Below are 22,539 nucleotides of genomic sequence, written 5' to 3'. Positions count from 1 at the left end.
GTGTATTGATCACGAGCGTTGTTGACGGTCACGGGGCTTGATCATGGCGAAGACGCCCGGCGCGCCGAGAGCACGCACCGGACGCCGCAGGGCCGTCCTGCGGACGACGACGGGAGTTCGACGACACCCCCTAGGGTGGCGGCGTGATCTGCGTCGACATGTGAGGAGAGCCATGGTCAAGGACGCTGGTGAGCAGGCGGAACGGGCCAGCGTCTGGCTGGAGGGGAAGGAACGTCGCCGGCGGGGCGGTGGGCAGCCGTCCGGGCTGGACCGGGAGCGGATCACTGAGGTGACCGTGCGGCTGCTGGACGCCGAGGGGCTGGACAAGTTCTCCATGCGGCGGCTGGCCGCCGAGCTGAACGTGACGGCGATGTCCGTCTACTGGTACGTCGACACCAAGGACGACCTCCTCGAACTCGCCCTGGACGCCGCCTTCGGCGAGCTGCGGCTGCCGGACCCGGAGGCCGGCGAGGACTGGCGGGAGCAGCTGCGGGCGCTGGCGGCGGAGTACCGGGCGCTGCTGGTGCGCCATCCCTGGGCCTCCCCGCTGGTCGGCCGGTTCCTCAACATCGGGCCGAACAACCTGGCGTTCGCGCGGGTGGTGCAGCGGATCGTCCGCCGCAGCGGCATGCCCGCCCACCGCATCACCAGCGCGATCGTCGCGGTCTTCCAGTTCGTCTACGGCTACGGCACCATCGAGGGCCACTTCTACACCCGGGCCGCCGACACCGGTCAGACTCCGGACGGCTTCTACGAGCAGGCCCGGCGCACGGTGAGCGAGACGCCCCGGACCAGCGAGTTCCTCGAGGAGTCGAAGGACATCATGGAGGCCCGGGGCGGCGAGACCGTCGCGGAGATGCTGGACCGCGACTTCACCTACGCCCTCGATCTGCTGATCGCGGGCATCGAGGCGATGGTCGAGCGGGGCTGAGGCCGGGCTACTCTCCGCCGACCAGGCGCGCCGGGAAACCGCCCGTCGCGACCGGACCCCACCGCTCGGGCGTGATCCGGATGATCGACTTGCCCTGCTCGACCATCGCCCGGCGGTACTCGTCCCAGTCCGGGTGCTCACCGGCGATGTTCCGGTAGTACTCGACCAGCGGCTCGACCGACTCCGGCGCGTCGACCACCTCGGCCGTCCCGTCGATCTGCACCCAGGGACCGTTCCAGTCGTCGCTCAGCACGACCACGCAGACCCGCGCGTCCCGCTTGGCGTTCCGGGTCTTGGCGCGCTCCGGGTAGGTGGAGATCACGATCCGGCCCGAGTCGTCGACGCCGCAGGTCAGGGGGGAGGCCTGGGGGCTGCCGTCGGCGCGGCGGGTGAGCAGCAGGGCCCGGTGCCGGGGCCGTACGAAGTCCAGCAACTCGTCCAGCGAGACGCGGGTGTTGGTCGCGATGTTCGGTGCCATACCGTCACCCTACGGCGCGGTCGCCGCCCTACGGCTGGGGCAGGCCCTCGCCCTGCACCGCCTGGATGTCCAGTTCCACCCGCAGGGTCGTGCCGATGGCGGCGATGCCCGCCTGCACGACCTGGTTGTAGTGCATGGCGAAGTCGTCGCGGCGCAGCTCGGTCGTCGCGCGGAACGCGGCGCGGGTGCCGCCCCACGGGTCGGCGCCGGTGCCGAGGTAGGTGAGGTCGAGTGCGACGGGGCGTACGACGCCGTGCAGGCCCAGTTCGCCGTGGACCGTCCAGCGGTCGGGGCCGGCCGCGGTGAGGCCGGACGACCGGTAGGTGATCTCCGGGAACCGCTCGACGTCCAGGAAGTCCGCCGACTTCAGATGGGTGTCGCGCATGCCGTTGCCGGTGTCGATCGACGCGGCCCGGATGACCGCCTCCACCCGGGACTTCATGACGTCGTCGGGCGCGATCTCGATCGACCCGGTGAAGTCGGTGAACCTCCCGTGCACGCTGGAGATCCCCAGGTGCTGGGCGACGGCGGCCACGCTGGAGTGCGCCGGGTCGACCGTCCAGGGCCCGGGCGGCGGCAGCTCGGAGCCGCCGCCCTGCCGGGCCAGCGTGACCGTGCCGGCGTCCAGCCGGCCGCTCGCGGTGACGATCGCGCCGGCGGCGTGCGGCGCGTAGCCGACGGCGGTGACGATCACCGTGTACGCACCCGGTGCCAGCCCCGTCCCGCCCCGTACGACGCCTTCCGCGTCCGCCTCGGCGCGCAGCACCTGCGTCCCGGTCATGTCGGTCAGCGTGACGACCGCGTGCGACACGGCCCATCCGTCCCGGGTACGGATCCTCGCGGTCAGTCCCATGTCCTCGTCCTCAGTCCTTCGAAGCTCTTGCCGTGCATGAGAACCGGCCCGTGGCGCGCGCCTCCGCTCAGAGCGCGCGCCACGGGCCGGGGTCGGGGCTACTCGCCGGGGTGGGCGAGTTCGATGTCGTGGTCGTCGACGCCCGCGCCGCCGACCGTCAGGGCGGTCGCCACCGGCGGGTAACCGGTCGCGATGACCGTGTACTCGCCGCTGTCCAGGTCGGTGAAGGCGTACGCGCCGTCCGTACCGGTGGTGGCCGTGCCGACCACGTTGCCCGCCGCGTCCACCAGGGTCACGCGGGCGTCCGCGAGGGGACCGTGCGGGGCGCGCACCACGCCCTGCACCCGGGCGCCGGCGTCGAGGTCGATCTCGACCCGGGTGACCCCGGTGCCGCCCACCTCGACGGGCAGGGCGCGCGGCCGGAACCCGGCGGCGTTGACCGCGATGGTCACCGGGCCGGGCACCAGCTCGGCGAAGCCGAACTCGCCCTGCTCGCCGGTGGCCGCGCTGGCCAGCAGGTCCCCGCGCACATCGGTGACGACGACCATCGCGTCCTGCACCGGCGCCGCGCTCTCCGTGGCCCGCACGACGCCGCTCAGTCCGCTGGTGCCGCTGAGCAGGATGTCGTACGAGACCGGCTCGTCGTTCACCATGATCGTGGACGCCTGCGGCTGGAACCCGTCGGCGGAGGCGATCAGCACGTACGAGTCCGCGCCGGGCGCGTCCAGCGTGTAGGAGCCGTCGGCCTGGGCGACCGACCGGCCCAGCTGCCGCCCGGACAGCGAGATCAGCGTGACCGCGGCCTGCGGGACGGGCGCGTTCTCGGCGCCGCGGACGTGGCCGCGGACCGGGATGCCGCCGCCGGAGGTCTCGGCGGGCGCGGCCACCGTGGCCACCGCGGCGTGGCGCTGGGTGCCCTCCGGGCCGGCCTGGGCGGTGGCGGTCGCGGCCCGGCCCGGGACCTCCTCCTCGCCGGTCCGGGCCGCCGGAGCCGCCTGGACGGCCGGGGTCCCGGCCGGGGCGGAGGAGGCCTCCACGGCCTGCGCCAGCGCGCCGGCGGTCCGCAGCGGGACCTCCTTGATGAACAGGGTCACCAGGAAGGCGATGAAGGCGATCGGCGTGACGTAGAGGAAGACGTCGGCGATGCCGTGGCCGTAGGCGCTCTCCAGCCAGGTGCGGATGGGGGCGGGCAGCACGTCCATGTCGGGCAGCTGCCCGGAGCCCATCGCCTTGGCGGCACCGGCCTGCTGCTCGGGGGTGAGCGAGCCGATGCTGTCCTCGGCGTAGTGGGTGATGCGGGTCGACATCACCGAGCCCAGCGCGGAGACGCCCACCGCGCCGCCGAGGGACCGGAAGAAGGTGACGACGGAGCTGGCGGCGCCCAGCTCGTGCGGGGCGACCTGGTTCTGTGTGGACAGCACCAGGTTCTGCATCATCATGCCGACGCCGAGGCCCATGACCGCCATGTAGACGCCGATCTTCCAGTAGTCGGTGTCGTAACGCATGGAGCCGAGCAGGCCGAGGCCCGCGGTCAGCAGCAGGCCGCCGGTGACCAGCCACGCCTTCCACTTGCCGGTCTTGGTGATGATCAGGCCGGAGGCCGTGGAGGAGACGAACAGGCCCGCGATCATCGGGATCGTCATGACGCCGGACATCGTCGGCGACTTGTCCCGGGCCAGCTGGAAGTACTGGCTGAAGAACACGGTGCCCGCGAACATCGCGATACCGACGAACAGCGAGGCGACCGAGGCCAGCGTGATGGTGCGGTTGCGGAACAGGTGCAGCGGGATGATCGGCTCGGCGGCCTTCGTCTCGATGAACACGAAGACGAGGGTGAGCAGGAGCGCACCGCCGACCATGGTGTACGTCTGCCAGGACAGCCAGTCGTACTTGTCGTCGGCGAAGGTCACCCAGATGAGCAGCAGCGACACGGCGGCGGTGATGAAGAAGGCACCGGCCCAGTCGACCTTCACCCGGCGCCTGCTCTCCGGCAGGTGCAGTGTCTTCTGCAGCACGACCAGCGCGATCAGCGCGAACGGCACACCGACGTAGAGGCACCAGCGCCAGCCGAGCCAGTCGGCGTCGGTGATGACACCGCCGACCAGCGGCCCGCCGACCGTCGCGACCGCGAACGTCGCGCCCAGGTAGCCGGAGTAGCGGCCCCGCTCCCGGGGGGAGATCATCGCGGCCATGATGATCTGTGCGAGCGCGGTGAGACCACCGGCGCCGAGACCCTGGATGACGCGGGCGCCGATCAGCATCCCGCTGTTCTGCGACAGGCCGGCGACCACCGAGCCGACGATGTAGATCAGCAGGGCTATCTGCACGAGCGCCTTCTTGCTGACCAGGTCGGCCAGCTTGCCCCACAGGGGGGTGGACGCGGTCATCGACAGCAGGGCGGCGGTGACCACCCAGGTGTACGCGCTCTGGCCGCCGCCGAGGTCCTGGATGATCTCGGGCAGGGCGTTCGAGACGATCGTGGAGGAGAGGATGGCGGCGAACATGCCGAGCAGCAGCCCGGAGAGCGCCTCCATGATCTGCCGGTGGGACATGGATGCGCCGTCGGCGGAGTGGGAGCCTCCCCCGTGCTTGGCGTGAGCCCGCACACCGGCTGGTGTGGTCGTTGCCATGGGCTTCCTTTTCTTACGTCGTTGCTGCGGGTGTACGGGTGGTGGGAGCCGTGCGCGGTGCCGCGGCCTCCGGCGGTGCGGGGGGCCGGGGCGGGCGCTGCGGTGCGGCACGGCAGTCGTCGAAGCTCGCGCGCAGCCGGGCCATGAGCCGGGTGAGCTGGCCGACCTCCTCGTCGGTCCAGTCGCTCAGCCGCTCGGCGAGCAGCCGGGTGGTCCGCTCGGACAGCTCGTCCAGGCGGGCCTTGCCGGCGGGGGTGAGGTGCAGGATGCGGGAGCGCTTGTCCGCCGGGTCGGGGGAGCGCTGGATCCAGCCGCGCTCGGCGAGGTGGGTGACATGGCGGCTGGTCACCGACATGTCCACGCTCAGCAGCTCGGCGAGCCGGCTCATCCGCATGTCGCCGTGCCGGCCGAGCAGGGTCAGCACGGCGGCGGAGCCGGCGGGGCAGTCGGACGGCAGGATCCGTCCCATCTCCCGCTTGACGGCACCGAAGGCACTGAACTGACGCACCAGCTCCGCGTACTTCGCCTGCTCGGCCATGAGGCATCTCCCGGATTCTTTGTTGCTTAGGGCAACCATAGAAATGGATGGTTGCCACAGGCAAATGAAAATGGGCGCGCGGGCATAAAAAGTTGGCAAAGGCAAGTATTGGCGAGTGTAAAGGTGCAGGTCGGCGCGGCTCCCGGTGGCCGACCGGCGCGCAACCCGGTCTTCGCAACCCCGCCCTTGGGCCGGACCCGTGTCTTCGCTAGGGTCTCGGGGCATGGCCAACACCCAGAATCCGCAGGGCAACCACGACCCCGCAGGCAGCACTCAGATGTTCCGCGCGTTCGTCGACGAGGCGCCCCAGGCCCAGCGTCAGGCGTCGGCTCCGGCGGGCCCCCGCATCGGCCTGATCGTCGGTGTCGTCGTCGCGGTGGCGATCGTCGCCGCGGTCGCCTGGCTCGCGCTGAAGTAGCGCCCGGCTCCTGAGCGGCGCCCGGCTCCTGAATGGTCCGGCTCCGAGTGGTCCGGCTCCAGAACGGTGCCCGGCCCCTTGGGGCGTCCGGTTCCGAAGGAGCGTCCGGCGCCGAAGCGGCCGGCGCTCCCCGTCCCGTCCCCTCGACGCACACCGTCCAGGTCCGTTCCTTCCGCGCGCCGGCCGCGACCGGCGCCGGGAGGCCCACGGCGGACCCGACGGCCACCCGGTCGGTCCCCGGCGCGCCGATGACGTCGTCCCGGCCGGCACCGGCTCCGCCGCCCGGGCGCCCCGCCGGTACAGGTCCCGCCCGGGCGGACCGTCACGCGGAAGTGCCCTGCGCCGCCCGCTCGCGGCGTGTCCCGTGGGTCACCCGCCTTGCGCCCCGGGATCTCCGCCCGGACGCAGGACGGCCGCCGACGCGCCGGTCACGGCGCCTCGACGGCCACGCGTCCTGTTCCGCGGACGTGGTGTCGGAAGCGAGCGGTCAGTCGGAGATGAGTCCCTCGCGCAGCTGCGCCAGCGTCCGGGTGAGCAGCCGGGAGACGTGCATCTGGGAGATGCCGACCTCCTCGCCGATCTGTGACTGGGTCATGTTGGCGAAGAAGCGGAGCATGATGATCCGGCGTTCGCGCGGGGGCAGCTTGGCGAGCAGCGGCTTCAGGGACTCGCGGTACTCGACGCCCTCCAGGGCGCTGTCCTCGTAGCCCAGCCGGTCGGCCAGGGAGCCCTCGCCGCCGTCGTCCTCCGGGGCCGGGGAGTCGAGGGAGGACGCGGTGTACGCGTTGCCGACGGCCAGGCCGTCGACCACGTCCTCCTCGGACACGCCCAGCACGGCCGCGAGTTCGCCGACCGTGGGGGAGCGGTCCAGCTTCTGGGAGAGTTCGTCGCTGGCCTTGGTCAGGGCCAGGCGCAGCTCCTGCAGCCGCCGGGGCACCCGGACCGACCAGGAGGTGTCCCGGAAGAACCGCTTGATCTCGCCGACCACCGTCGGCATCGCGAACGTCGGGAACTCCACGCCGCGTTCGCAGTCGAACCGGTCGATCGCCTTGATCAGGCCGATGGTGCCGACCTGGACGATGTCCTCCATCGGCTCGTTGCGGGAGCGGAAGCGGGCCGCCGCGTACCGCACGAGGGGAAGGTTCAGCTCGATCAGGGTGTCCCGGACGTAGGCACGCTCGGGGCTGTTCTCGTCGAGCGCGGCGAGCCGCAGGAACAGGGAGCGGGACAGGGTGCGGGTGTCGATGTCTCCCGAGGCCGGCAGCACCGGGACGTCGGCCGGGACTTCCGCCGGGGCGTCTGCCGTCGGGAGGGCCGGGGCCGGCACGGCCCCGAGGGCCGTAACGTCGTCGAGCACGTCGGGCTCGACGGTCGCTGCCTCGCTCTTCGTGAGCGTGAGCACCTTCGAGCTGCCCTGGTCTGCGGACATGCCACCCCCTTTGGGTCGCGGGACGGTCTGGCGGACGCTCCCACCGAGGAACGCAGCCTTCACCTGAATACCGGCGCCGGGGCACCGGCAAACGCGCTTCCCGCAGAATGTCACATGTCGGCAACACGCTGTAGTGACATGTCGACATGCAAGAAGCGAATCCGCCCTGGAAACAAGGGGTCTGACGGTATTTCGGCATGGGGACGACGATGACCGCCCAGGTGAGCGATTCGCTCGTGACGGTGATCGATGGATCAGGCTTTCGGTTGTGCGCCGGTTTGATTCACCCGGTGTGCAAACGGCTCCGTACGGGTGTTCCGCACCGTTCGGTGCGCGGTGTCACACCGCTTCGGGCGTCACGCCTCGATGCGGTTCGCCGAGCGCAGCCGCTGGAAGCTGCGGGCGAGCAGCCGGGAGACATGCATCTGGGAGACGCCGAGTTCCGCGCTGATCTGTGACTGGGTCAGATTGCTGTAGTAGCGCAGCAGCAGGATCCGCTGCTCGCGTTCCGGCAGTTGCACCAGCAAGTGCCGGACGAGGTCACGGTGCTCCACGCCGTCCAGGGCGGGATCCTCGTAGCCCAGCCGGTCGAGCAGGCCGGGCAGTCCGTCGCCCTCCTGGGCCGCCTCCAGCGAGGTGGCGTGGTACGACCGCCCGGCCTCGATGCAGGACAGCACCTCCTCCTCGGTGATCCGCAGCCGCTCGGCGATCTCGGCGGTCGTCGGGGAGCGCCCGAAGGCGGTGGTCAGGTCCTCGGTCGCGCTGTTGACCTGCACCCACAGCTCGTGCAGCCGGCGCGGTACGTGGACGGTGCGCACGTTGTCGCGGAAGTAGCGCTTGATCTCGCCGACCACGGTGGGCATCGCGAAGGTGGGGAACTGCACGCCCCGGTCCGGGTCGAAGCGGTCGATGGCGTTGATCAGCCCGATGGTGCCGACCTGGACGACGTCCTCCATCGGCTCGTTGCGGGAGCGGAAGCGAGCCGCCGCGTACCGCACCAGCGGGAGGTTGGCCTCGATCAGCGCCCCGCGCACCCGGTCGTGCTCCGGTGTGCCCGGCTGGAGCTCCTTGAGCTGGGCGAAGAGGACCTGGGTGAGGGCCCGGGTGTCGGCACCGCGGCTGCGCGGTGCGGCTTCCTGGGGCGGCGCAGTACTGGCCGACACGGTCAACGCCACCTCTTCATCGATCAACCCGTCCGTCAAAAGCGGTCATAGCATCACAAGACATGCGCACCGTGGCAAGCACCCCATAACACCGTGTTGAGGGATGAGTTGGGGTAAAAGGGGTTGAAAGCGGCAGGGAAAAGCCCCCCGCCGGAACGGCGGAGGGCTCAGGCGCGGCGGTGGCCGGGCGGTGTCCCGCGGCTCAGTACTCGTAGTCCGCGATCACCCAGGTGGCGAACTCCTTCCAGAGCGCCACCCCCGCCTGGTGCTCCGGGTGCTCCACGTAACGGCGCAGCGCGTCGGCGTCGTCGAAGCCCGAGTTGATGGCGAAGTCGTAGGCGATGGGCCGGTCGCTGAGGTTCCAGCCCAGCTCCCAGAAGCGGATCTCGGGGATCTTGCCGTCCAGCGCGCGGAACGCCTCGACGCCCTTCACCGCGCGGGGGTCGTCGCGGTCGACGCCCTCGTTCAGCTTGAACAGGACAAGGTGGCGGATCATGACTTTCCTCCGTTGGCGACCCACGTCGCGAAGTCGCCCAGTGCCCCCGCGGCGTCCGATATGCCCTCGAAGCCTATCTGGACGTAGTCGGCGGCCTTGGCCGGGTCCGTGATGATCACGTACAGCACGAAGACCACGACCAGATAGACGGCGATCTTCTTGGCGTTCACCGCCACCGCGGCCTCCCCTGTGACTGCCGTGCCCCTAGGGGGCCCCTGTTGTCGGCGGTGAGTGTATCCGCCACGGCGATCACCCCATCGTATTGAAGGACGTATGGCCCCGGTGGTGGGGCCCTTCGCCGCACCCGCCGGCCGCACCGGCGGCACAGGATGGACGGGCGTCCCGGGCGGTTCCGGCAGGACTCCCCGGGGCGGGCCCCGGGACGGACCCCGCCGCGGGGTACGCGCACCGCCTCCCCGCGGACGGCGCGTACGGCGGGCCGTCCCCACCGGGGGAGGCGGCTCATCCCCCGCGCCGCCTCCCCCGGCCCCCGGCGGGCGAACGCACGAAGGGCCCCACCTGACGGTGGGGCCCTTCTTCGGCGGTAGCGGAGGGATTTGAACCCTCGGTGACTTGCGCCACACTCGCTTTCGAGGCGAGCTCCTTCGGCCGCTCGGACACGCTACCGAGGGAGACCTTACAGCACACCGGGCCATGGTCTGAAATCCGTTTCCCGCGGCGATCGGCGCACCGGAGCGGCGGCGGGCCCGCGGGGCTCAGCGCGCGCGGAAGAAGTCCGTGAGCAGCCGCGCGCACTCCTCGGCGAGGACACCTTCGATCACCTCGGGGCGGTGGTTCAGCCGGCGGTCGCGGACGACGTCCCACAGCGAGCCGGCCGCGCCCGCCTTGTCGTCACGGGCGCCGTAGACCACCCGGTCCACCCGGGACTGCACCAGGGCGCCCGCACACATCGTGCAGGGCTCCAGCGTGACCACCAGAGTGCAGTCGGACAGCCGCCACTCGCCCAGCGCGGTGGCGGCCCGGCGGATCGCCAGGACCTCCGCGTGCGCGGTCGGGTCGCCGGTCGCCTCCCGCTCGTTGTGGCCGGCCGCCAGCACCGTCGTGCCGTCCGGGGCGAGCACGACCGCGCCGACCGGGACGTCCCCGCCACGGGCGGCCAGCCGCGCCTCCTCCAGGGCGAGCCGCATGGCGGCCCGCCAGCGCTCGCGCACCGGGTCGACGGAACCCGGTGCGCCGCCGGTCGCGGGAGGACTGGTCAGCGGACCGCCTCCAGGACGTCCGCGGCCCCGAGGGCGTCGGCGATCGAGTTGACCGCGTCGCCGTCCAGGGCCCGCAGCGCCTTGGCGGGGATGCCCAGGTCGTCCAGGAGACCGGGGTCGCCGACCGGGCCGTGCGGCACGGCCTCGGCGGAAACGCCGGCCACGGAGTCCTCTTCGGCGTCCGCGGGCTCCGGCTCGCCGTCCTCGGTGCCGTCGAGGTCGAGGGCGTCCAGGTCGGGGTCGTCGTCCCCGGGCTCCCGGCCGAGCAGTTCGTCGGTGAGCAGGATCTCGCCGTAGCTGCTGCGGGCAGCAGCCGAGGCGTCCGACACGTAGATCCTGGGGTCGTCCTCGCCGTCGACCCGGACGACGCCGAACCAGGCGCCCTCCTGCTCGATCAGGACGAGCACCGTGTCCTCGTCGGGAGAGGCTTCCCGGGCCAGGTCGGCCAGATCCGACAGGGTTTCCACATCGTCGAGCTCTGTGTCGCTCGCTTCCCACCCGTCTTCGGTGCGCGCGAGCAGTGCGGCGAAGTACACCGTGACTCTCCCACTGGTCATAGGCGTGCCGGTTGGGGGTCCCCCCGGCGGAGGTTGCGGGCGGGGAGTTCAGGGCTCCGAGCCCCACCCACTCGGAATCGTGGCAGAAACAAAGCGTTCAGGGGACGTCTTCGGCTCCCTGTGTCCGGCTGTTTTGTCGTGTGTCCGCGAACGACTCACCAGCAGACTCGTTGCCGCCACCTGCGGATCGTACGCGGCATCGGGCGCCGTCCACGCACGCCCACCCCCACAACGTCCGTACCCGGCACGGATCTTCCCACTGGCGGGCGCACCGCGGCGGCTACCAGCGGAACGTTCGCATACGCATCGCGTGGCGCAGCCGGGCCGCCTTCGCGCGGCGGGGCTGGACCCGGTCACGAAGTTCCCGGGCCTCGGCGAGTTCCCGGAGGAACTGCGCCCGCCGGCGGCGGCGCTCCGCGTCGGTCTCGGGGCGGGACCCGTCGTCCGACGGATCGGGCGCGGGCAGGTCCGGCAGCTCGGGCACAGGCACACCTCCCAGTCCGTCCTCCACTTTCCCCCGGACGGGCGGTTTGACGCCACTGTCCGCCGAGCGAAAGCGGCAGGCGGGCGCGGTTACTGTTAGGGCATGCGTCTCCACGTCGTCGACCACCCTCTGGTCGCCCACAAGCTCACCACGCTGCGCGACCAGCGCACCGACTCCGCGACCTTCCGCCGTCTCGCCGACGAGCTGGTCACCCTGCTCGCCTACGAGGCGACGCGCGACGTGCGCACCGAGCAGGTCGACATCCAGACGCCGGTCGCCCGCACCACCGGCGTCAAGCTCTCCCACCCGCGCCCGCTGGTGGTGCCGATCCTGCGCGCCGGGCTCGGCATGCTGGAGGGCATGGTCCGGCTGCTGCCCACCGCCGAGGTCGGCTTCATGGGCATGATCCGCAACGAGGAGACGCTCCAGGCCTCGACCTACGCCACCCGGATGCCGGAGGACCTCTCCGGCCGCCAGGTCTACGTCCTCGACCCGATGCTGGCCACCGGCGGCACCCTCGTCGCGGCGATCCAGGAGCTGATCAAGCGCGGCGCGGACGATGTGACCGCCGTGGTGCTGCTGGCCTCCCCGGAGGGCGTGGAGGTCATGGAGCGCGAGCTGGCCGGAACCCCGGTCACGGTCGTGACCGCCTCGGTCGACGAGCGCCTGAACGAGCACGGCTACATCGTCCCGGGCCTCGGCGACGCCGGGGACCGGATGTACGGCTCGGCGGAGTAGTCCCTCCGGGCGCCGGCGGCACCACTGCCGCCGCGGTGCCTGCGGGAGTCGGCGGCGGTCCTGCGAGAGCCGGTGGCATCCGGCCGCCGTGGCCGGCACCGGCTCCCGGACGCGCGGTGCGCGGGGGCGTGGGGCATGCGGCTCACCGGGGCACGGCCGGCCGGTCGGGCCCGGCCGGGGGAAGCCTCCCGCGAGGGTCCTCGCACGCGGCCCCGCAGGGTTCAGCAGGCCTTCTTCGTCGTCGTCGGTGCCGGCTCCGGGGCGGTCAGTGCGGCCAGGGCCTTGTCGGCGGCAGGTCGGGTGGCCAGGGACGTGAAGGCGTCGCCGATGATCAGGTCGACGGCGGCGCCCGCGTGCGCGGCGTCGGTGCGGCGCTCGGCGGCCGGGAACTGCGCGGCGAGCACCGGCAGCGAGGTCTTGAGGGCGGCTGCGGGGCCGAGGAGGATCCCGGCGCCCTTGACCTTCTTGTCGTACTGCTCCGGTGCGTTGCCCACGTCCCCGATGCGGAAGCCGCGCTTCTTCAGCTCGTCGGCGGTCTTCTTGGCGAGGCCGGCCCGGGTGGTGGCGTTGAGCACGTTCACGGTGATCGCGCCCGGCTCGGGCAGCGCGGCGGCGGGCCTGCTCGCGCTCGGTGACGGAGCGGCCTTGGTGCGGCAGCCGGTGCCGGATGCGACCGCTGCGGCCTTGTCCCCGTTGCCGGTGAAGACATCGATCAGCTGGAGGGTGCCCCAGCCGAGCATGCCGAGGACGGCGGCGGAGGCGGCGGCGAGGACCACGAGCCTGCCGCGCCTGCGGGGCCGGCGCATCCGCGGGTACTTGTCCCCCGTGATCCGGTACTGGCCGCCCATGCCGGGAGGAGTCAGCATGCTCATGGGCGCAGCGTAGTGCGCGCGGGCGGCGATGCCTATTAGATGATCACTCGACGTCGCGCGGGAAGTGTGAAAGAACCCGAAAGGGCCAATCGGGGCCCGCGGGCGGGTCAGTCCAGTTCGAGCACGCGCGCGTGCAGCACCTGGCGCTGCTGGAGGGCCGCGCGGACCGCGCGGTGCAGGCCGTCCTCCAGATAGAGGTCGCCCTGCCACTTCACGACGTGCGCGAAGAGGTCGCCGTAGAAGGTGGAGTCCTCGGCGAGCAGGGTCTCCAGGTCGAGCTGCTGCTTGGTCGTCACGAGCTGATCGAGGCGGACCGGGCGTGGCGCGACGTCCGCCCACTGCCGGGTGCTTTCCCGGCCGTGGTCGGGGTACGGCCGGCCGTTTCCGATGCGCTTGAAGATCACACGGAAAGCCTACCGGTCCCGGCGTTCCGGGCGCAGCCATGAAGAGGGAGTGCGACGCTGGAAAAGATGCCGTGAACCGGGGCGAAACGGAAACGGGGGCCGATGTGAGAGGGCTGCCATGAGCGACCGCGAGACCCCGCCCGCCACCACCGCGCCCGAGGCGCCCGCAGGTGCTCCCGCACTCCCCGCGGAGGCACTGAAGATCGCCTCCGGATACGCCTTCGCCGGGCCCGCCCTCGACCTGGGTGCCCTGCTCTGGGACGGCCGGTGCCTGCCCGACGCTCAGGTGCGTGTCCCGCTGCCGATGCTCAACCGGCACGGCCTGGTCGCGGGCGCCACCGGCACCGGCAAGACCAAGACGCTCCAGCTGATCGCCGAGCAGCTGTCGGCGCAGGGCGTGCCGGTGTTCCTGGCCGACGTGAAGGGCGACGTCTCCGGCATCTCGGCGCCGGGCGCGGACAACGACAGGATCCGCTCGCGGTCCGCCGAGGTCCACCAGCGGTGGACGGCGACCGGCTTCCCCGCCGAGTTCTACGCCCTCGGCGGCCTCGGCCACGGCATTCCCGTACGGGCCACGGTCACCAGCTTCGGCCCGGTCCTGCTGTCCAAGGTCCTCGGGCTGAACCAGACCCAGGAGCAGTCCCTCGGGCTGATCTTCCACTACGCCGACGGCAAGGGCCTGGAACTGCTCGACCTGAAGGATCTGCGGGCGGTCGTCGCGTTCCTCGCCTCCGACGAGGGCAAGGCCGAACTGAAGGAGCTGGGCGGGCTGTCGACGGCGACGGCCGGGGTGATCCTGCGCTCGCTGACCGCGTTCGAGGCGCAGGGCATGGGGGCGTTCTTCGGGGAGCCGGAGTTCGACACGGCGGAGCTGCTGCGGACGGCGCCGGACGGCCGGGGCGTCGTCTCGGTCCTGGAGCTGCCCGCCGTCCAGGACAAGCCGCAGTTGTTCTCCACCTTCCTGATGTGGCTGCTGGCGGATCTCTTCCACGATCTGCCCGAGGTCGGGGACGTGGACAGACCGAAGCTCGTCTTCTTCTTCGACGAGGCGCACCTGCTGTTCGGTGACGCGTCCAGGGCGTTCCTGGAGTCGGTCACGCGGACGGTGCGGCTCATCCGCTCCAAGGGCGTCGGCGTCTTCTTCGTCACCCAGACCCCGAAGGACGTCCCCGCCGATGTCCTCGCCCAGCTCGGCAACCGGATCCAGCACGCGCTGCGTGCCTTCACCCCGGACGACCAGAAGGCGCTGAAGGCCACGGTGCGGACCTTCCCGGACTCCGCCTACGACCTGGAGGAGCTGCTGACCGGTCTGGGCACCGGGGAGGCGGTGGTGACGGTGCTGAGCGAGCGGGGTGCGCCGACCCCGGTCGCCGCGACCCGGCTGCGCGCGCCCGAGTCGCTGATGGGCCCGCTCGAGCCGGCCGCGCTGGACCGGGCGGTGACGGACTCGGCGTTGTTCGAGCGGTATGCACAGGCTGTGGACAGGGAGTCGGCGTACGAGAAGCTGCGACGGCGCGAGGAGCCGGAGGGGCAGCCGGAGCCGGTCCGGCGGCCCGCACCGAGGAGGCGCCCGACGGAAGAAGAGGACACCAGAGGCGCCAAGGGCACCAAGGGCGCCGAGGACGACGCCTCGCTCCTCGAACAGGCCGTCGGCAGCGGCATGTTCAAGTCCCTGGCCCGCTCGGTGGGCACCCAGATCGGCCGCGAGATCACCCGCTCCCTCTTCGGTACGGCCCGGCGCAGGCGCTGACCCGGCCGGGCCCTACCGGGGGTGGCTCAGCGGCCCCGTTCCTCCACCGAGGGCTGCTGCGGGCGCGGCTGCCGCGCTTGCGGCTTCGGCGCGCTGCGCGCCGCCTCGGCGCGGACCAGGGCGCGCAGCACCGCGTACGGATCCATGGGCATGGCTGTGCTCCTTGTGTCGTGGTGGTACTGACCGGGGGCGGGCCCGGTCAGCAGCGCAGCACCACGGAGCGCAGGACACACAGGAGATACAGCGGTACGGCCACCGCGGCGCGGCCCGCGGGGAGGGTGGACGGGGCCGGGCGGGGGCGGGCTGTGCGGGCCCGCAGTGGCCGCCGGGGTGCGACGGGCCGCCCGGCACCCCGCGCGACGGGCCGCAGCGCCGCCTCGGTGAGATCCGCCTCGGCCGCCTCGCCCGCCACGACCGCGACCGGGATCCCGGCGGCCGCCATGGGCGTGCCCGGCATCAGCAACGCGAGCAGCAGCACGAGCATCCGCAGCCGGACCCGGCTGCGCGGAGGACTCGCCGCGGTGCTCACGGGAGCCGTCTCCCCGGCGGACGTACGACGCGCACCGAGCCACCCGCGAGATCCACCCGCTCGGCGTACGCGGAGGCGGGGCACTCCCCGGGCGTACGGCCGCCCGGCCGGGACGGGGAGGCGGCTGCGGAGGGGGGCCGCGCGGGCGCGGCCGTACGGCCCGGACGGGCCGGGAACGGTGCCGGCCCGCCGTTCGAGGGGCCCGGCGGACAGGCGGGGCTCACCGTTCGTGCGGGACCTGCCGGGCCCGCGCCCGGATGCGGACGGCGGTGAGGATCTCGACGACACCGACCGCGATCAGCCAGCAGCCGCCGGCCACGGTGAGCACGGCGACCGACTCGAACGGGGAGACGATCAGGACGACACCGGCGAGGAAGGTGACCACGCCGAGCAGGGTCTGCCAGCCGCGGGCGGGCACGCCCGGGTCGGAGGCGGCGGCGAGGGTCTGGGTGATGCCGCGGAACAGCCAGCCGATCCCGATCCACAGGGCGAGCAGCAGGATCGACTGCAGGGGGCCGCGGAAGCAGAACAGGCCCAGCAGGATCGACAGCGCGCCGCTGAGGAACCCCAGGACGCGCAGCGCGGTCGTCTTGTGGGTGCCGAACGCGGAGACCAGCTGGAGGACGCCGCTGATCAGGAGGTAGAGGCCGAAGAGGATCCCGGCGGCGCGCAAGGACGCGCCCGGCCAGACGAGGATCAGCACGCCCAGGACCAGCGAGGCGGCACCGGTGAGCAGCACGAGCTGCCAGGCGGCGCGGGACAGCGCGTGCAGGGGGCCCTCGAACGGGGGCTCCGGTGCGTGACCGGCGGGTGCCGGTCCGGCTCGGTGGACCCTGCGGTCGTCGTACTCGGGTTCCCACGGGGAGCCCGTCGGTGCCTCGGCCATGATTCATGCTCGGACCGCGCGTACGCCCCCGCCACCTGGGACGGGCCACCGGGATGACCGCTACTTCTCCCGCTCGGCCGCCTTCGCGGCCTTCGCCGCCGCCTTCATCTCCTGCTTGTGCGCCCGCACCTTGGCCAGCGACTCCGGACCGGTGATGTCGGCGACGGACCGGAAGGCCCCGGGCTGCCCGTAGTCGCCGGCCGCCTCCTGCCACCCGTCGGGCCGCACCCCCAGCTGCTTGCCGAGCAGGGCGAGGAAGATCTGCGCCTTCTGCTTGCCGAAGCCGGGCAGTTCCTGGAGCCGCTTCAGCAGCTCGCGCCCGCTGCCCGCGTCCCGCCACACGGCCTCGGCGTCACCGTCGTAGTGCTCCGCGAGGTACTGGCACAACTGCTGGATCCGCTGGGCCATAGAGCCCGGGTAGCGGTGCACGGCGGGTTTCCCGCTGAGCAGCGCGGCGAACGCCTCCGGGTCGTACGCGGCGATCTCGTGCGCGTCGAGGTCGTCGGCGCCGAGCCGCTGGGCGATCGTCGCCGGCCCCTTGAACGCCCACTCCATCGGGATCTGCTGGTCGAGCAGCATGCCGACCAGCGCGGCGAGCGGGCTGCGGCCGAGGAGCGCGTCGGCGTCGGGGTCCTGGGCGATGCGGAGGGTGACGTCCATGGAGAGATGATCTCGCGTCCGGGGCGGGGCCGCGCGCCCGGCGGGGCCCCTTGTGCGGCACTCCCGCCGGGAACCCTCAGTCCGCGCGCCAGTACCCCAGCGCGTGCAGCCGCTCCTTCGGCACGGACAGCTCCTTGCGGACGTACGCCGCGAGGGTGCGGGTGGTCGCGGTGTCGCAGGCGATCCAGACGTACGGGTGCGGGGTGGCCCGCAGCAGGGCGGGCAGTTCGGTCCTGACCCGCTCGGCGAGCCGGGCGCCACCGTCCTCGCGCGGCACGGTCCGTATCTCGTGCCGCGCGGCGTCCGCGCGGCACGGCAGTCCGTCCGTGGACCCTTCGAACCAGAGCGTGGCCGGGGTGGCGGCGAACGCGCCGAGCAGGGAGTTGAGGGCGGGCAGCGACGCGGGGTCGCCGACCGCGAAGACGTGCGAGGGGGCGGGCTCGGGCGGCTGGAAGCCGGTGCCCTGGACGGTCGCCTCGATGGTGTCCCCGGCCTTCGCCGTCCGCGCCCAGTCGCTGGCGCACCCTTCGTGGAGCGCGAACTCCAGGCTGAAGGTGCCGGCCTCGGGGTCGGGGTCGACGAGGGTGTAGGCCCGCTGGTGGGGCTTGCCCGCGTTGTCGAACCAGAGCCGGACCCACATGGTCGGGTGGACGCCGGTGGCCGCGAGCAGCCCGCCGTCGGTGAGGTGCACCCGCCGGTAGTCCTCGGTGACGTCCTCGGCGCCCGTCACGGTGAGGACGTAGTCCTTGCCGCGCATCAGTTTCAGGACCGCGCCCTGCCAACCGTGCCCCTGCCCCATGGCACCCCTTCACGCGTCGCGTACGATTCCGCCACGAAATGACTTAGGCAAGCCTAACCTAAAGCAAAGAGGGGTCACAGGGGTGACGACAGAAAGATCCGGGGCCCACGGGATCTACCGGGACAGGTGGGGCATCCCGCATCTGCGGGCCGGCAGCGCAGCCGCACTCGCCCGCGCCCAGGGCCGGGTCACCGCCCTCGACCGCGCCTGGCAACTGGAGATCGAACGCCACCGCGCCCAGGGCACCTCGGCGGCCTTCCTCGGCACCGGCGCCCTCTCCTGGGACCTGCTCGCCCGCCGTGCCCAGCTCGCCGACACCGCCCGCCGCTGCTTCGACGCCCTCGCCGCACACGACCCCGAGTCGGCCGCGTTCGTCCGGGCGTACGCCGACGGCGTCAACGACGGCCTAGCGGAAGGCGCCCGCCGCACCCCCGAGTTCACCGAGACCGGCCTGGCACCCGGCCGCTGGGAGCCCTGGACCCCGTTCGCCGTCTGGCTGTCCACCCACATCCTCTTCGCCGGCTTCCCCGCCAAGCTCTGGCGCGCCCACGCCGTACGGCACCTGGGACCCGAAGCCGTCGGACTGTTCGCCACCGACGGGCCCGGCACCTCCGGCAGCAACGGCTGGCTGGTGTCCGGCGAGCGCACCGTCACCGGACACGCCGTCATCGCCGGCGACCCGCACCGCTGGATCGAGGACCCCGGCGTCTACCAGCAGATCCACCTGTCCTGCCCCGACTTCGACGTCATCGGCCTCGCCGTGCCCGGCATCCCCGGCATCGCCCACTTCGGCCACACCGGCACCGTCGCCTGGGCCATCACCAATGCGATGGCCGACTACCAGGACCTGTACGAGGAGCGGCTGCGCCGTACCGGGGCCGGCGTGGAGGCGCTCGGGCCCGACGGCGGCTGGCACCGCGCCGCCCTGCACACCGAGTACGTCGAGGTGCGCGGCGAGGGGAAGGTGCCCGTCGAGGTGATCGAGACCGACCGGGGCCCGGTCGTCGCGGGTGGCCCCGAAGGCCTCGACGACGGCACCCCGCTCGCCCTCAGCCTGCGCTACCCGCCCCGCGTCACCGCCGACCTCGGCTTCGGCGCCCTGCTCCCGCTGCTGCGGGCCCGTACGGTGGCCGACGTCGACCGGGCCTTCGACCGGTGGGCCGAGCCGGTCAACGTGGTGCAGGCCGCCGACACCCAGGGCGGCACCCTGCACCGGGTCGCGGGCCGGGTGCCGGAACGACCCCTCGCCAACCGTGTCCGGCCCGTCCCCGCCTGGGAGCCCGGCCACGAGTGGACCGGCTGGCAGGAGACGCCCCGCGCGGGCCTCGCCGACGGTGTCGCCGTCATGGCCAACCAGCGTGGCCCCGCGGCGCCCCTCGGCGTCGAGTTCGCCCCGCCGCACCGCGCGGAGCGCATCGCCGCCCTGCTCGCGGAGAAGGAACGCTGGGCGCCCGGCGACATGCCCGTGATCCACATGGACACCCACCTCGCCTCCGCCGCGCCCCTCCTCGACCGGCTCGCCGCCCTCGACGGCCTGACCCCCGAGGCGGAACGGCTGCGCGACCGGCTGCTGCACTGGGACCGCCACATGGACGCCGACAGCACCGATGCCGCCGCCTACGCGGCCGTGCGCGGCGCGCTCGTCCGCCGCCTCGCCGCACACCCGGTGTTCGCGCCGCTCACCGAGGTACCCGCGTACCCCGAAGCCCTGATGCCCTGGCTGAACCCGACCGTGCGCATCGGCTACGCCCTCGAACACCTCCTCCGCGCGGAGGAGCTGTACGGCATCGACCGTCCCGCCCTGGTCCGCGAGGCGTTGGAGGAGGTCGCGGGGGAGCCGCCGCGGGGAGCGTGGGGCGACACCCACCGCCTCGCCCCCTGGCGGGCGCTGACCGGCACGTCGTACGACGAACCCGGGCTGTCCGGCGACCACGACTGCGTGCTGTGCACCTCCGCCGTCCCCGGCCTCACCGACCTGGCCGCCCGGGGCCCGGCCGCCCGCTATGTGTGGGACCTGGCCCGGCGTGAGGACAGCCGCTGGGTGGTGCCGTTCGGCGCGTCCGGCGTGCCCGGCTCGCCGCACCACCGTGACCAGCTCCCCCTGTGGACCGGGGGGGAACTCGTCCCGGTCGTCACCGACTGGGACCAGCTCGTGAAGGAGACCGATGTCTGAGCAGCCGTTGTCCGACCCCTATGTTTCACGTGAAACCGTCCACGAGGAGGCGGTCGACGGTTTCGGTACCGTCCGCATCCTGCCCCTCGACGCCAAGGGAGACGCCGAGGTCGTCCACGGCTGGGTGAGCGAGGAACGGGCCGCCTTCTGGGGCATGAACGACCTGACCCGGGAGCAGGTCGCCGACATCTACCTCCACATGGACACCCTCGACACCCACCACGCCTTCCTCGTCGTGAAGGACGGCGCCCCGGCCGCGCTGCTCCAGACCTACGAGCCGGAGGCCGACCGGGTGAGCGAGTGCTACGAGGTCGAGCCGGGCGACATCGGCGTCCACCTGCTCCTCGCCCCCACCACGGCGACGGGCGGCGCGCGCTCCGGCTGGACGGCCGGACTGGTGGCCGCCATCACCGGCTATGTCTTCCGCACCCTGGACCGGCGCCGGATCGTCGTCGACCCTGACGTGCGCAACGACAAGGCCATCGCCCGGTTCGTGAAGCAGGGGTTCGAGGCGGGCCCGGCGGTGGTGCTTCCCGAGGTCGACCTGCCGGAGGTGTACATCCCGCGGAAGCAGGCCCAACTCGCCTTCCTCCGCCGTGAGGCCGTCTTCCCGGAGTGACGGACCCCGGGGAGACGGACACCGCGGTAGCCTTCGCGGCGTGACGCCAGAAGAGCTTGTCGCGCACTACGGACTGGAACCGATACCGCGCGAGGGCGGCCTGTTCCGGCGCACCTGGGCCGGGCCCGAACGCCCGGACGGCCGCCCCGAGGGCAGCGCCATCGTCGCCCTGCTCACCCGGGACGACCACTCCGCACTGCACCGTCTCCCCACCGACGAGATCTGGCACTTCTACCTCGGCGACCCCCTGGAACTCCTGCTGCTCGCCCCCGACGGCACCACCCGCACCGCCGTACTCGGCCCGGACGTCCTCGGTGGCCAGCAGGTCCAGCTCACCGTGCCCGCGGGCACCTGGATGGGCGGCCGGGTCGCCGGGGGAGGCTCCTGGACGCTCTTCGGCTGCACCATGGCACCCGGCTTCACCTACGCCGACTACGAGCACGGCGACCCGGCCGACCTGACGGCGCGTTATCCGTCCGAGGCCCACCGGATCGTGGAACTCTGCCGTCCATGAGAAGGCCGGACGGGCTGCCCGGAGGGCTGCTGGAGGGGCAGACCGCCCTGGTCACGGGCGCGGGCAAGGGCATCGGCCGGGGCATCGCGCTGCGCTTCGCCGAGCACGGGGCCGCGGTCGCCGTGCACTGCCGTACGGCGGTGGAACAGGCGCGGGCCGTGGCCTGCCGCATCCGGGACTCCGGCGGCCGGGCCGTCGTCCTGCGCGGCGACCTCACCGACGCGTCCGAGTGCCACCGCGTCGTACGCGAAGCCGCCGAGTGGGGCGGCGGACGGCTCACCGCGCTGGTCAACAACGCGGGCGTCCAGCCGGTGCGGGAGCTGCCCGGGATGACGGGCGAGGAGTGGCGGACGGTCGTCGACACCAACCTGGGCAGCGTGTTCGCCTGCACCCAGGCGGCGGTGGAGGTGATGGGGGAGGGCGGCTCGGTGACCCACATCGCGTCCATCGAGGCGGGCGCGCCCGCCCCGGGCCACGCCCACTACAGCGCCGCCAAGGCGGCCGTCGTGATGCACGCCCGGGCGGCGGCCCTGGAGTACGGCCCGCGCGGCATCCGCGTCAACACCGTCTCCCCCGGCCTGATCGACCGCGAAGGACTCGCGGAGGACTGGCCCGACGGCGTGCGGCGCTGGCGGCAGGCGGCCCCGCTCGGCCGTCTCGGCCGGCCGGAGGACATCGGCGACGCCTGCGTGTTCCTCGCCTCGCCGCTCGCGTCCTGGGTGACGGGGCACGACCTGGTGGTGGACGGCGGGGTGACGGCGCGGCCGAGCTGGTGAGCGGCTGAACGAGCGGGCCGCGGCATCCGTATGACTCCAGAGTGCTGAGTGGGCTCTTCCCCGGAGGTGTACGGATCCGATGCACGTGGGCGGACGACTGCGCCGGCCGGCGTTCCTGGCGGCACTGCTGACCCTGCTCGTCCTCCTCGGCTCCGCCCCGCCCGCCGCCGCGCACGCCGCCCTCTCCGGCACCGACCCCCGCGACGGCACCGTCCTGAAGACCGCGCCCCGGCAGCTCACCCTCTCCTTCACGGAGTCGGTCGGCCTGCTCGACGGCTCCGTGCGGCTGTTCGGCCCGGACAACCGGCGGGTCCGGCTCGACGAGGCACGGCACGCGCCCGACGGCGACGACACGGTCCGCGTCACCCTGCCCGACGGTCTGCGCTCCGGCACCTACACGGTGGCCTGGCGCGTGGTCTCCGCCGACAGCCACCCCGTCTCCGGCGCCTTCACCTTCTCCATCGGCGAACGCAGCCGTACGGCGGCGCTGCCGGACACCGGCCCGCCCGAGCACCCGGCGACCAAGGCCCTGCACACCCTCGCCCGCCACCTCGCCTACCTCGCCGTGGCTCTCCTCCTCGGCACCGCCGCCTTCGTCACCGTCTGCCGCCCGCCCGACACC

At 72.8% G+C, this 22,539-nt stretch carries 27 protein-coding genes and 1 tRNA gene; 9 read left to right on the top strand and 19 right to left on the bottom strand.

The window, feature by feature from the left end:
• Window positions 1-172: 172 nt before the first annotated feature.
• Window positions 173-931, top strand: a complete 759-nt coding sequence (locus tag CCN42_RS07565; protein WP_086733978.1) for a TetR/AcrR family transcriptional regulator — start codon at window positions 173-175, stop codon at window positions 929-931.
• Window positions 932-938: 7 nt separating this feature from the next.
• Here CCN42_RS07565 and CCN42_RS07560 read toward each other — a convergent pair whose 3' ends face one another.
• The 4 genes from CCN42_RS07560 to CCN42_RS07545 all read right to left on the bottom strand — a co-directional run bounded on the left by CCN42_RS07560 (window position 939) and on the right by CCN42_RS07545 (window position 5,430).
• Complete coding sequence (locus tag CCN42_RS07560) at window positions 939-1,409, bottom strand: PPOX class F420-dependent oxidoreductase (RefSeq protein ID WP_086733977.1); 471 nt, start codon at window positions 1,407-1,409, stop codon at window positions 939-941.
• A gap of 28 nt (window positions 1,410-1,437) precedes the next feature.
• Window positions 1,438-2,262, bottom strand: coding sequence for a YceI family protein (locus tag CCN42_RS07555; protein ID WP_086733975.1), 825 nt, complete (start codon window positions 2,260-2,262; stop codon window positions 1,438-1,440).
• A 98-nt stretch (window positions 2,263-2,360) separates the two neighbouring features.
• Window positions 2,361-4,814, bottom strand: a complete 2,454-nt coding sequence (locus CCN42_RS07550) for an MFS transporter (protein ID WP_479688069.1) — start codon at window positions 4,812-4,814, stop codon at window positions 2,361-2,363.
• Window positions 4,815-4,905: 91 nt separating this feature from the next.
• Window positions 4,906-5,430 (bottom strand): MarR family winged helix-turn-helix transcriptional regulator, encoded by a 525-nt coding sequence (locus tag CCN42_RS07545; protein ID WP_086733971.1) that lies wholly within the window; start codon window positions 5,428-5,430, stop codon window positions 4,906-4,908.
• 223 nt (window positions 5,431-5,653) lie between these two features.
• On the opposite strand from CCN42_RS07545, the gene CCN42_RS07540 reads away from it, so the two are divergent.
• Complete coding sequence (locus CCN42_RS07540; RefSeq protein WP_086167726.1) at window positions 5,654-5,848, top strand: hypothetical protein; 195 nt, start codon at window positions 5,654-5,656, stop codon at window positions 5,846-5,848.
• Window positions 5,849-6,335: 487 nt separating this feature from the next.
• On the opposite strand, the gene CCN42_RS07535 is transcribed toward CCN42_RS07540, so the two are convergent.
• The 8 genes from CCN42_RS07535 to CCN42_RS07500 form a co-directional block, all read right to left on the bottom strand.
• Window positions 6,336-7,277: an RNA polymerase sigma factor SigF gene (locus CCN42_RS07535; protein ID WP_086733970.1), complete on the bottom strand. Its 942-nt coding sequence runs from the start codon at window positions 7,275-7,277 to the stop codon at window positions 6,336-6,338.
• 356 nt (window positions 7,278-7,633) lie between these two features.
• Window positions 7,634-8,479: an RNA polymerase sigma factor SigF gene (locus CCN42_RS07530; protein WP_086733968.1), complete on the bottom strand. Its 846-nt coding sequence runs from the start codon at window positions 8,477-8,479 to the stop codon at window positions 7,634-7,636.
• Window positions 8,480-8,642: 163 nt separating this feature from the next.
• Window positions 8,643-8,936: a Dabb family protein gene (locus CCN42_RS07525; RefSeq protein WP_086733966.1), complete on the bottom strand. Its 294-nt coding sequence runs from the start codon at window positions 8,934-8,936 to the stop codon at window positions 8,643-8,645.
• On the bottom strand, window positions 8,933-9,112 hold the full coding sequence (locus tag CCN42_RS07520) for a hypothetical protein (RefSeq protein ID WP_043502219.1): 180 nt from the start codon (window positions 9,110-9,112) through the stop codon (window positions 8,933-8,935). Before CCN42_RS07520 ends, CCN42_RS07525 begins: the two co-directional genes overlap by 4 nt.
• Window positions 9,113-9,478: 366 nt before the next feature.
• Window positions 9,479-9,563: transfer RNA gene (locus tag CCN42_RS07515), tRNA-Ser, on the bottom strand.
• 89 nt (window positions 9,564-9,652) lie between these two features.
• Window positions 9,653-10,084 (bottom strand): tRNA adenosine(34) deaminase TadA, encoded by a 432-nt coding sequence (gene tadA / locus CCN42_RS07510; RefSeq protein ID WP_086733980.1) that lies wholly within the window; start codon window positions 10,082-10,084, stop codon window positions 9,653-9,655.
• Window positions 10,085-10,152: 68 nt separating this feature from the next.
• Complete coding sequence (locus tag CCN42_RS07505) at window positions 10,153-10,692, bottom strand: tRNA adenosine deaminase-associated protein (protein ID WP_086733964.1); 540 nt, start codon at window positions 10,690-10,692, stop codon at window positions 10,153-10,155.
• A 301-nt stretch (window positions 10,693-10,993) separates the two neighbouring features.
• The gene (locus CCN42_RS07500; protein ID WP_107427555.1) at window positions 10,994-11,188 is read right to left on the bottom strand and encodes a hypothetical protein; all 195 of its coding nucleotides are present in this window, start codon (window positions 11,186-11,188) and stop codon (window positions 10,994-10,996) included.
• Between the two features lie 111 nt (window positions 11,189-11,299).
• On the opposite strand from CCN42_RS07500, the gene upp reads away from it, so the two are divergent.
• Window positions 11,300-11,935 (top strand): uracil phosphoribosyltransferase, encoded by a 636-nt coding sequence (gene upp / locus CCN42_RS07495; protein WP_086167719.1) that lies wholly within the window; start codon window positions 11,300-11,302, stop codon window positions 11,933-11,935.
• 221 nt (window positions 11,936-12,156) lie between these two features.
• On the opposite strand, the gene CCN42_RS07490 is transcribed toward upp, so the two are convergent.
• Together CCN42_RS07490 and CCN42_RS07485 are read right to left on the bottom strand one after the other, a co-directional pair.
• A complete protein-coding gene (locus CCN42_RS07490) occupies window positions 12,157-12,783 on the bottom strand; it encodes a LytR C-terminal domain-containing protein (RefSeq protein WP_086733962.1) in 627 nt (208 codons plus the stop codon).
• Window positions 12,784-12,914: 131 nt separating this feature from the next.
• Window positions 12,915-13,211 carry a type II toxin-antitoxin system VapB family antitoxin gene (locus CCN42_RS07485; RefSeq protein ID WP_004943146.1) on the bottom strand — a complete coding sequence of 99 codons (297 nt, stop codon included), beginning with the start codon at window positions 13,209-13,211 and terminating at the stop codon, window positions 12,915-12,917.
• A gap of 118 nt (window positions 13,212-13,329) precedes the next feature.
• On the opposite strand from CCN42_RS07485, the gene CCN42_RS07480 reads away from it, so the two are divergent.
• A complete protein-coding gene (locus tag CCN42_RS07480; RefSeq protein WP_086733960.1) occupies window positions 13,330-14,961 on the top strand; it encodes a helicase HerA-like domain-containing protein in 1,632 nt (543 codons plus the stop codon).
• Between the two features lie 26 nt (window positions 14,962-14,987).
• Here CCN42_RS07480 and CCN42_RS45600 read toward each other — a convergent pair whose 3' ends face one another.
• The 5 genes from CCN42_RS45600 to CCN42_RS07460 all read right to left on the bottom strand — a co-directional run bounded on the left by CCN42_RS45600 (window position 14,988) and on the right by CCN42_RS07460 (window position 17,835).
• Complete coding sequence (locus CCN42_RS45600) at window positions 14,988-15,113, bottom strand: hypothetical protein (protein ID WP_281259477.1); 126 nt, start codon at window positions 15,111-15,113, stop codon at window positions 14,988-14,990.
• 47 nt (window positions 15,114-15,160) lie between these two features.
• On the bottom strand, window positions 15,161-15,490 hold the full coding sequence (locus CCN42_RS07475; RefSeq protein ID WP_086733959.1) for a hypothetical protein: 330 nt from the start codon (window positions 15,488-15,490) through the stop codon (window positions 15,161-15,163).
• A 220-nt stretch (window positions 15,491-15,710) separates the two neighbouring features.
• Window positions 15,711-16,376 carry an HdeD family acid-resistance protein gene (locus CCN42_RS07470; protein ID WP_086733958.1) on the bottom strand — a complete coding sequence of 222 codons (666 nt, stop codon included), beginning with the start codon at window positions 16,374-16,376 and terminating at the stop codon, window positions 15,711-15,713.
• Window positions 16,377-16,436: 60 nt separating this feature from the next.
• Window positions 16,437-17,036 carry an HhH-GPD-type base excision DNA repair protein gene (locus CCN42_RS07465; RefSeq protein WP_086733956.1) on the bottom strand — a complete coding sequence of 200 codons (600 nt, stop codon included), beginning with the start codon at window positions 17,034-17,036 and terminating at the stop codon, window positions 16,437-16,439.
• A gap of 76 nt (window positions 17,037-17,112) precedes the next feature.
• Window positions 17,113-17,835, bottom strand: coding sequence for a siderophore-interacting protein (locus tag CCN42_RS07460; RefSeq protein WP_086733954.1), 723 nt, complete (start codon window positions 17,833-17,835; stop codon window positions 17,113-17,115).
• 82 nt (window positions 17,836-17,917) lie between these two features.
• On the opposite strand from CCN42_RS07460, the gene CCN42_RS07455 reads away from it, so the two are divergent.
• From CCN42_RS07455 to CCN42_RS07435, 5 genes are all read left to right on the top strand, one after another.
• Complete coding sequence (locus CCN42_RS07455) at window positions 17,918-20,008, top strand: penicillin acylase family protein (RefSeq protein WP_245877187.1); 2,091 nt, start codon at window positions 17,918-17,920, stop codon at window positions 20,006-20,008.
• Entirely contained in the window at window positions 20,001-20,627 is a 627-nt protein-coding gene (locus CCN42_RS07450; protein WP_086733952.1) for a GNAT family N-acetyltransferase, read from the top strand. Before CCN42_RS07455 ends, CCN42_RS07450 begins: the two co-directional genes overlap by 8 nt.
• Window positions 20,628-20,667: 40 nt before the next feature.
• Window positions 20,668-21,141 (top strand): cupin domain-containing protein, encoded by a 474-nt coding sequence (locus tag CCN42_RS07445; RefSeq protein ID WP_086733950.1) that lies wholly within the window; start codon window positions 20,668-20,670, stop codon window positions 21,139-21,141.
• Window positions 21,138-21,917: an SDR family NAD(P)-dependent oxidoreductase gene (locus tag CCN42_RS07440; protein WP_086733948.1), complete on the top strand. Its 780-nt coding sequence runs from the start codon at window positions 21,138-21,140 to the stop codon at window positions 21,915-21,917. The genes CCN42_RS07445 and CCN42_RS07440 overlap by 4 nt, the downstream gene beginning before the upstream one ends.
• A 79-nt stretch (window positions 21,918-21,996) precedes the next feature.
• Window positions 21,997-22,539: copper resistance CopC family protein (locus CCN42_RS07435; RefSeq protein WP_143661870.1), on the top strand; the 543-nt coding region annotated here is incomplete at its 3' end.

It is taken from the genome of Streptomyces glaucescens, assembly GCF_002154375.1.
Taxonomy (GTDB): domain Bacteria; phylum Actinomycetota; class Actinomycetes; order Streptomycetales; family Streptomycetaceae; genus Streptomyces; species Streptomyces glaucescens.
The sequence above is the reverse complement of the archived record's forward strand: the minus strand, read 5'-3'. Positions and strand labels throughout refer to the sequence as shown.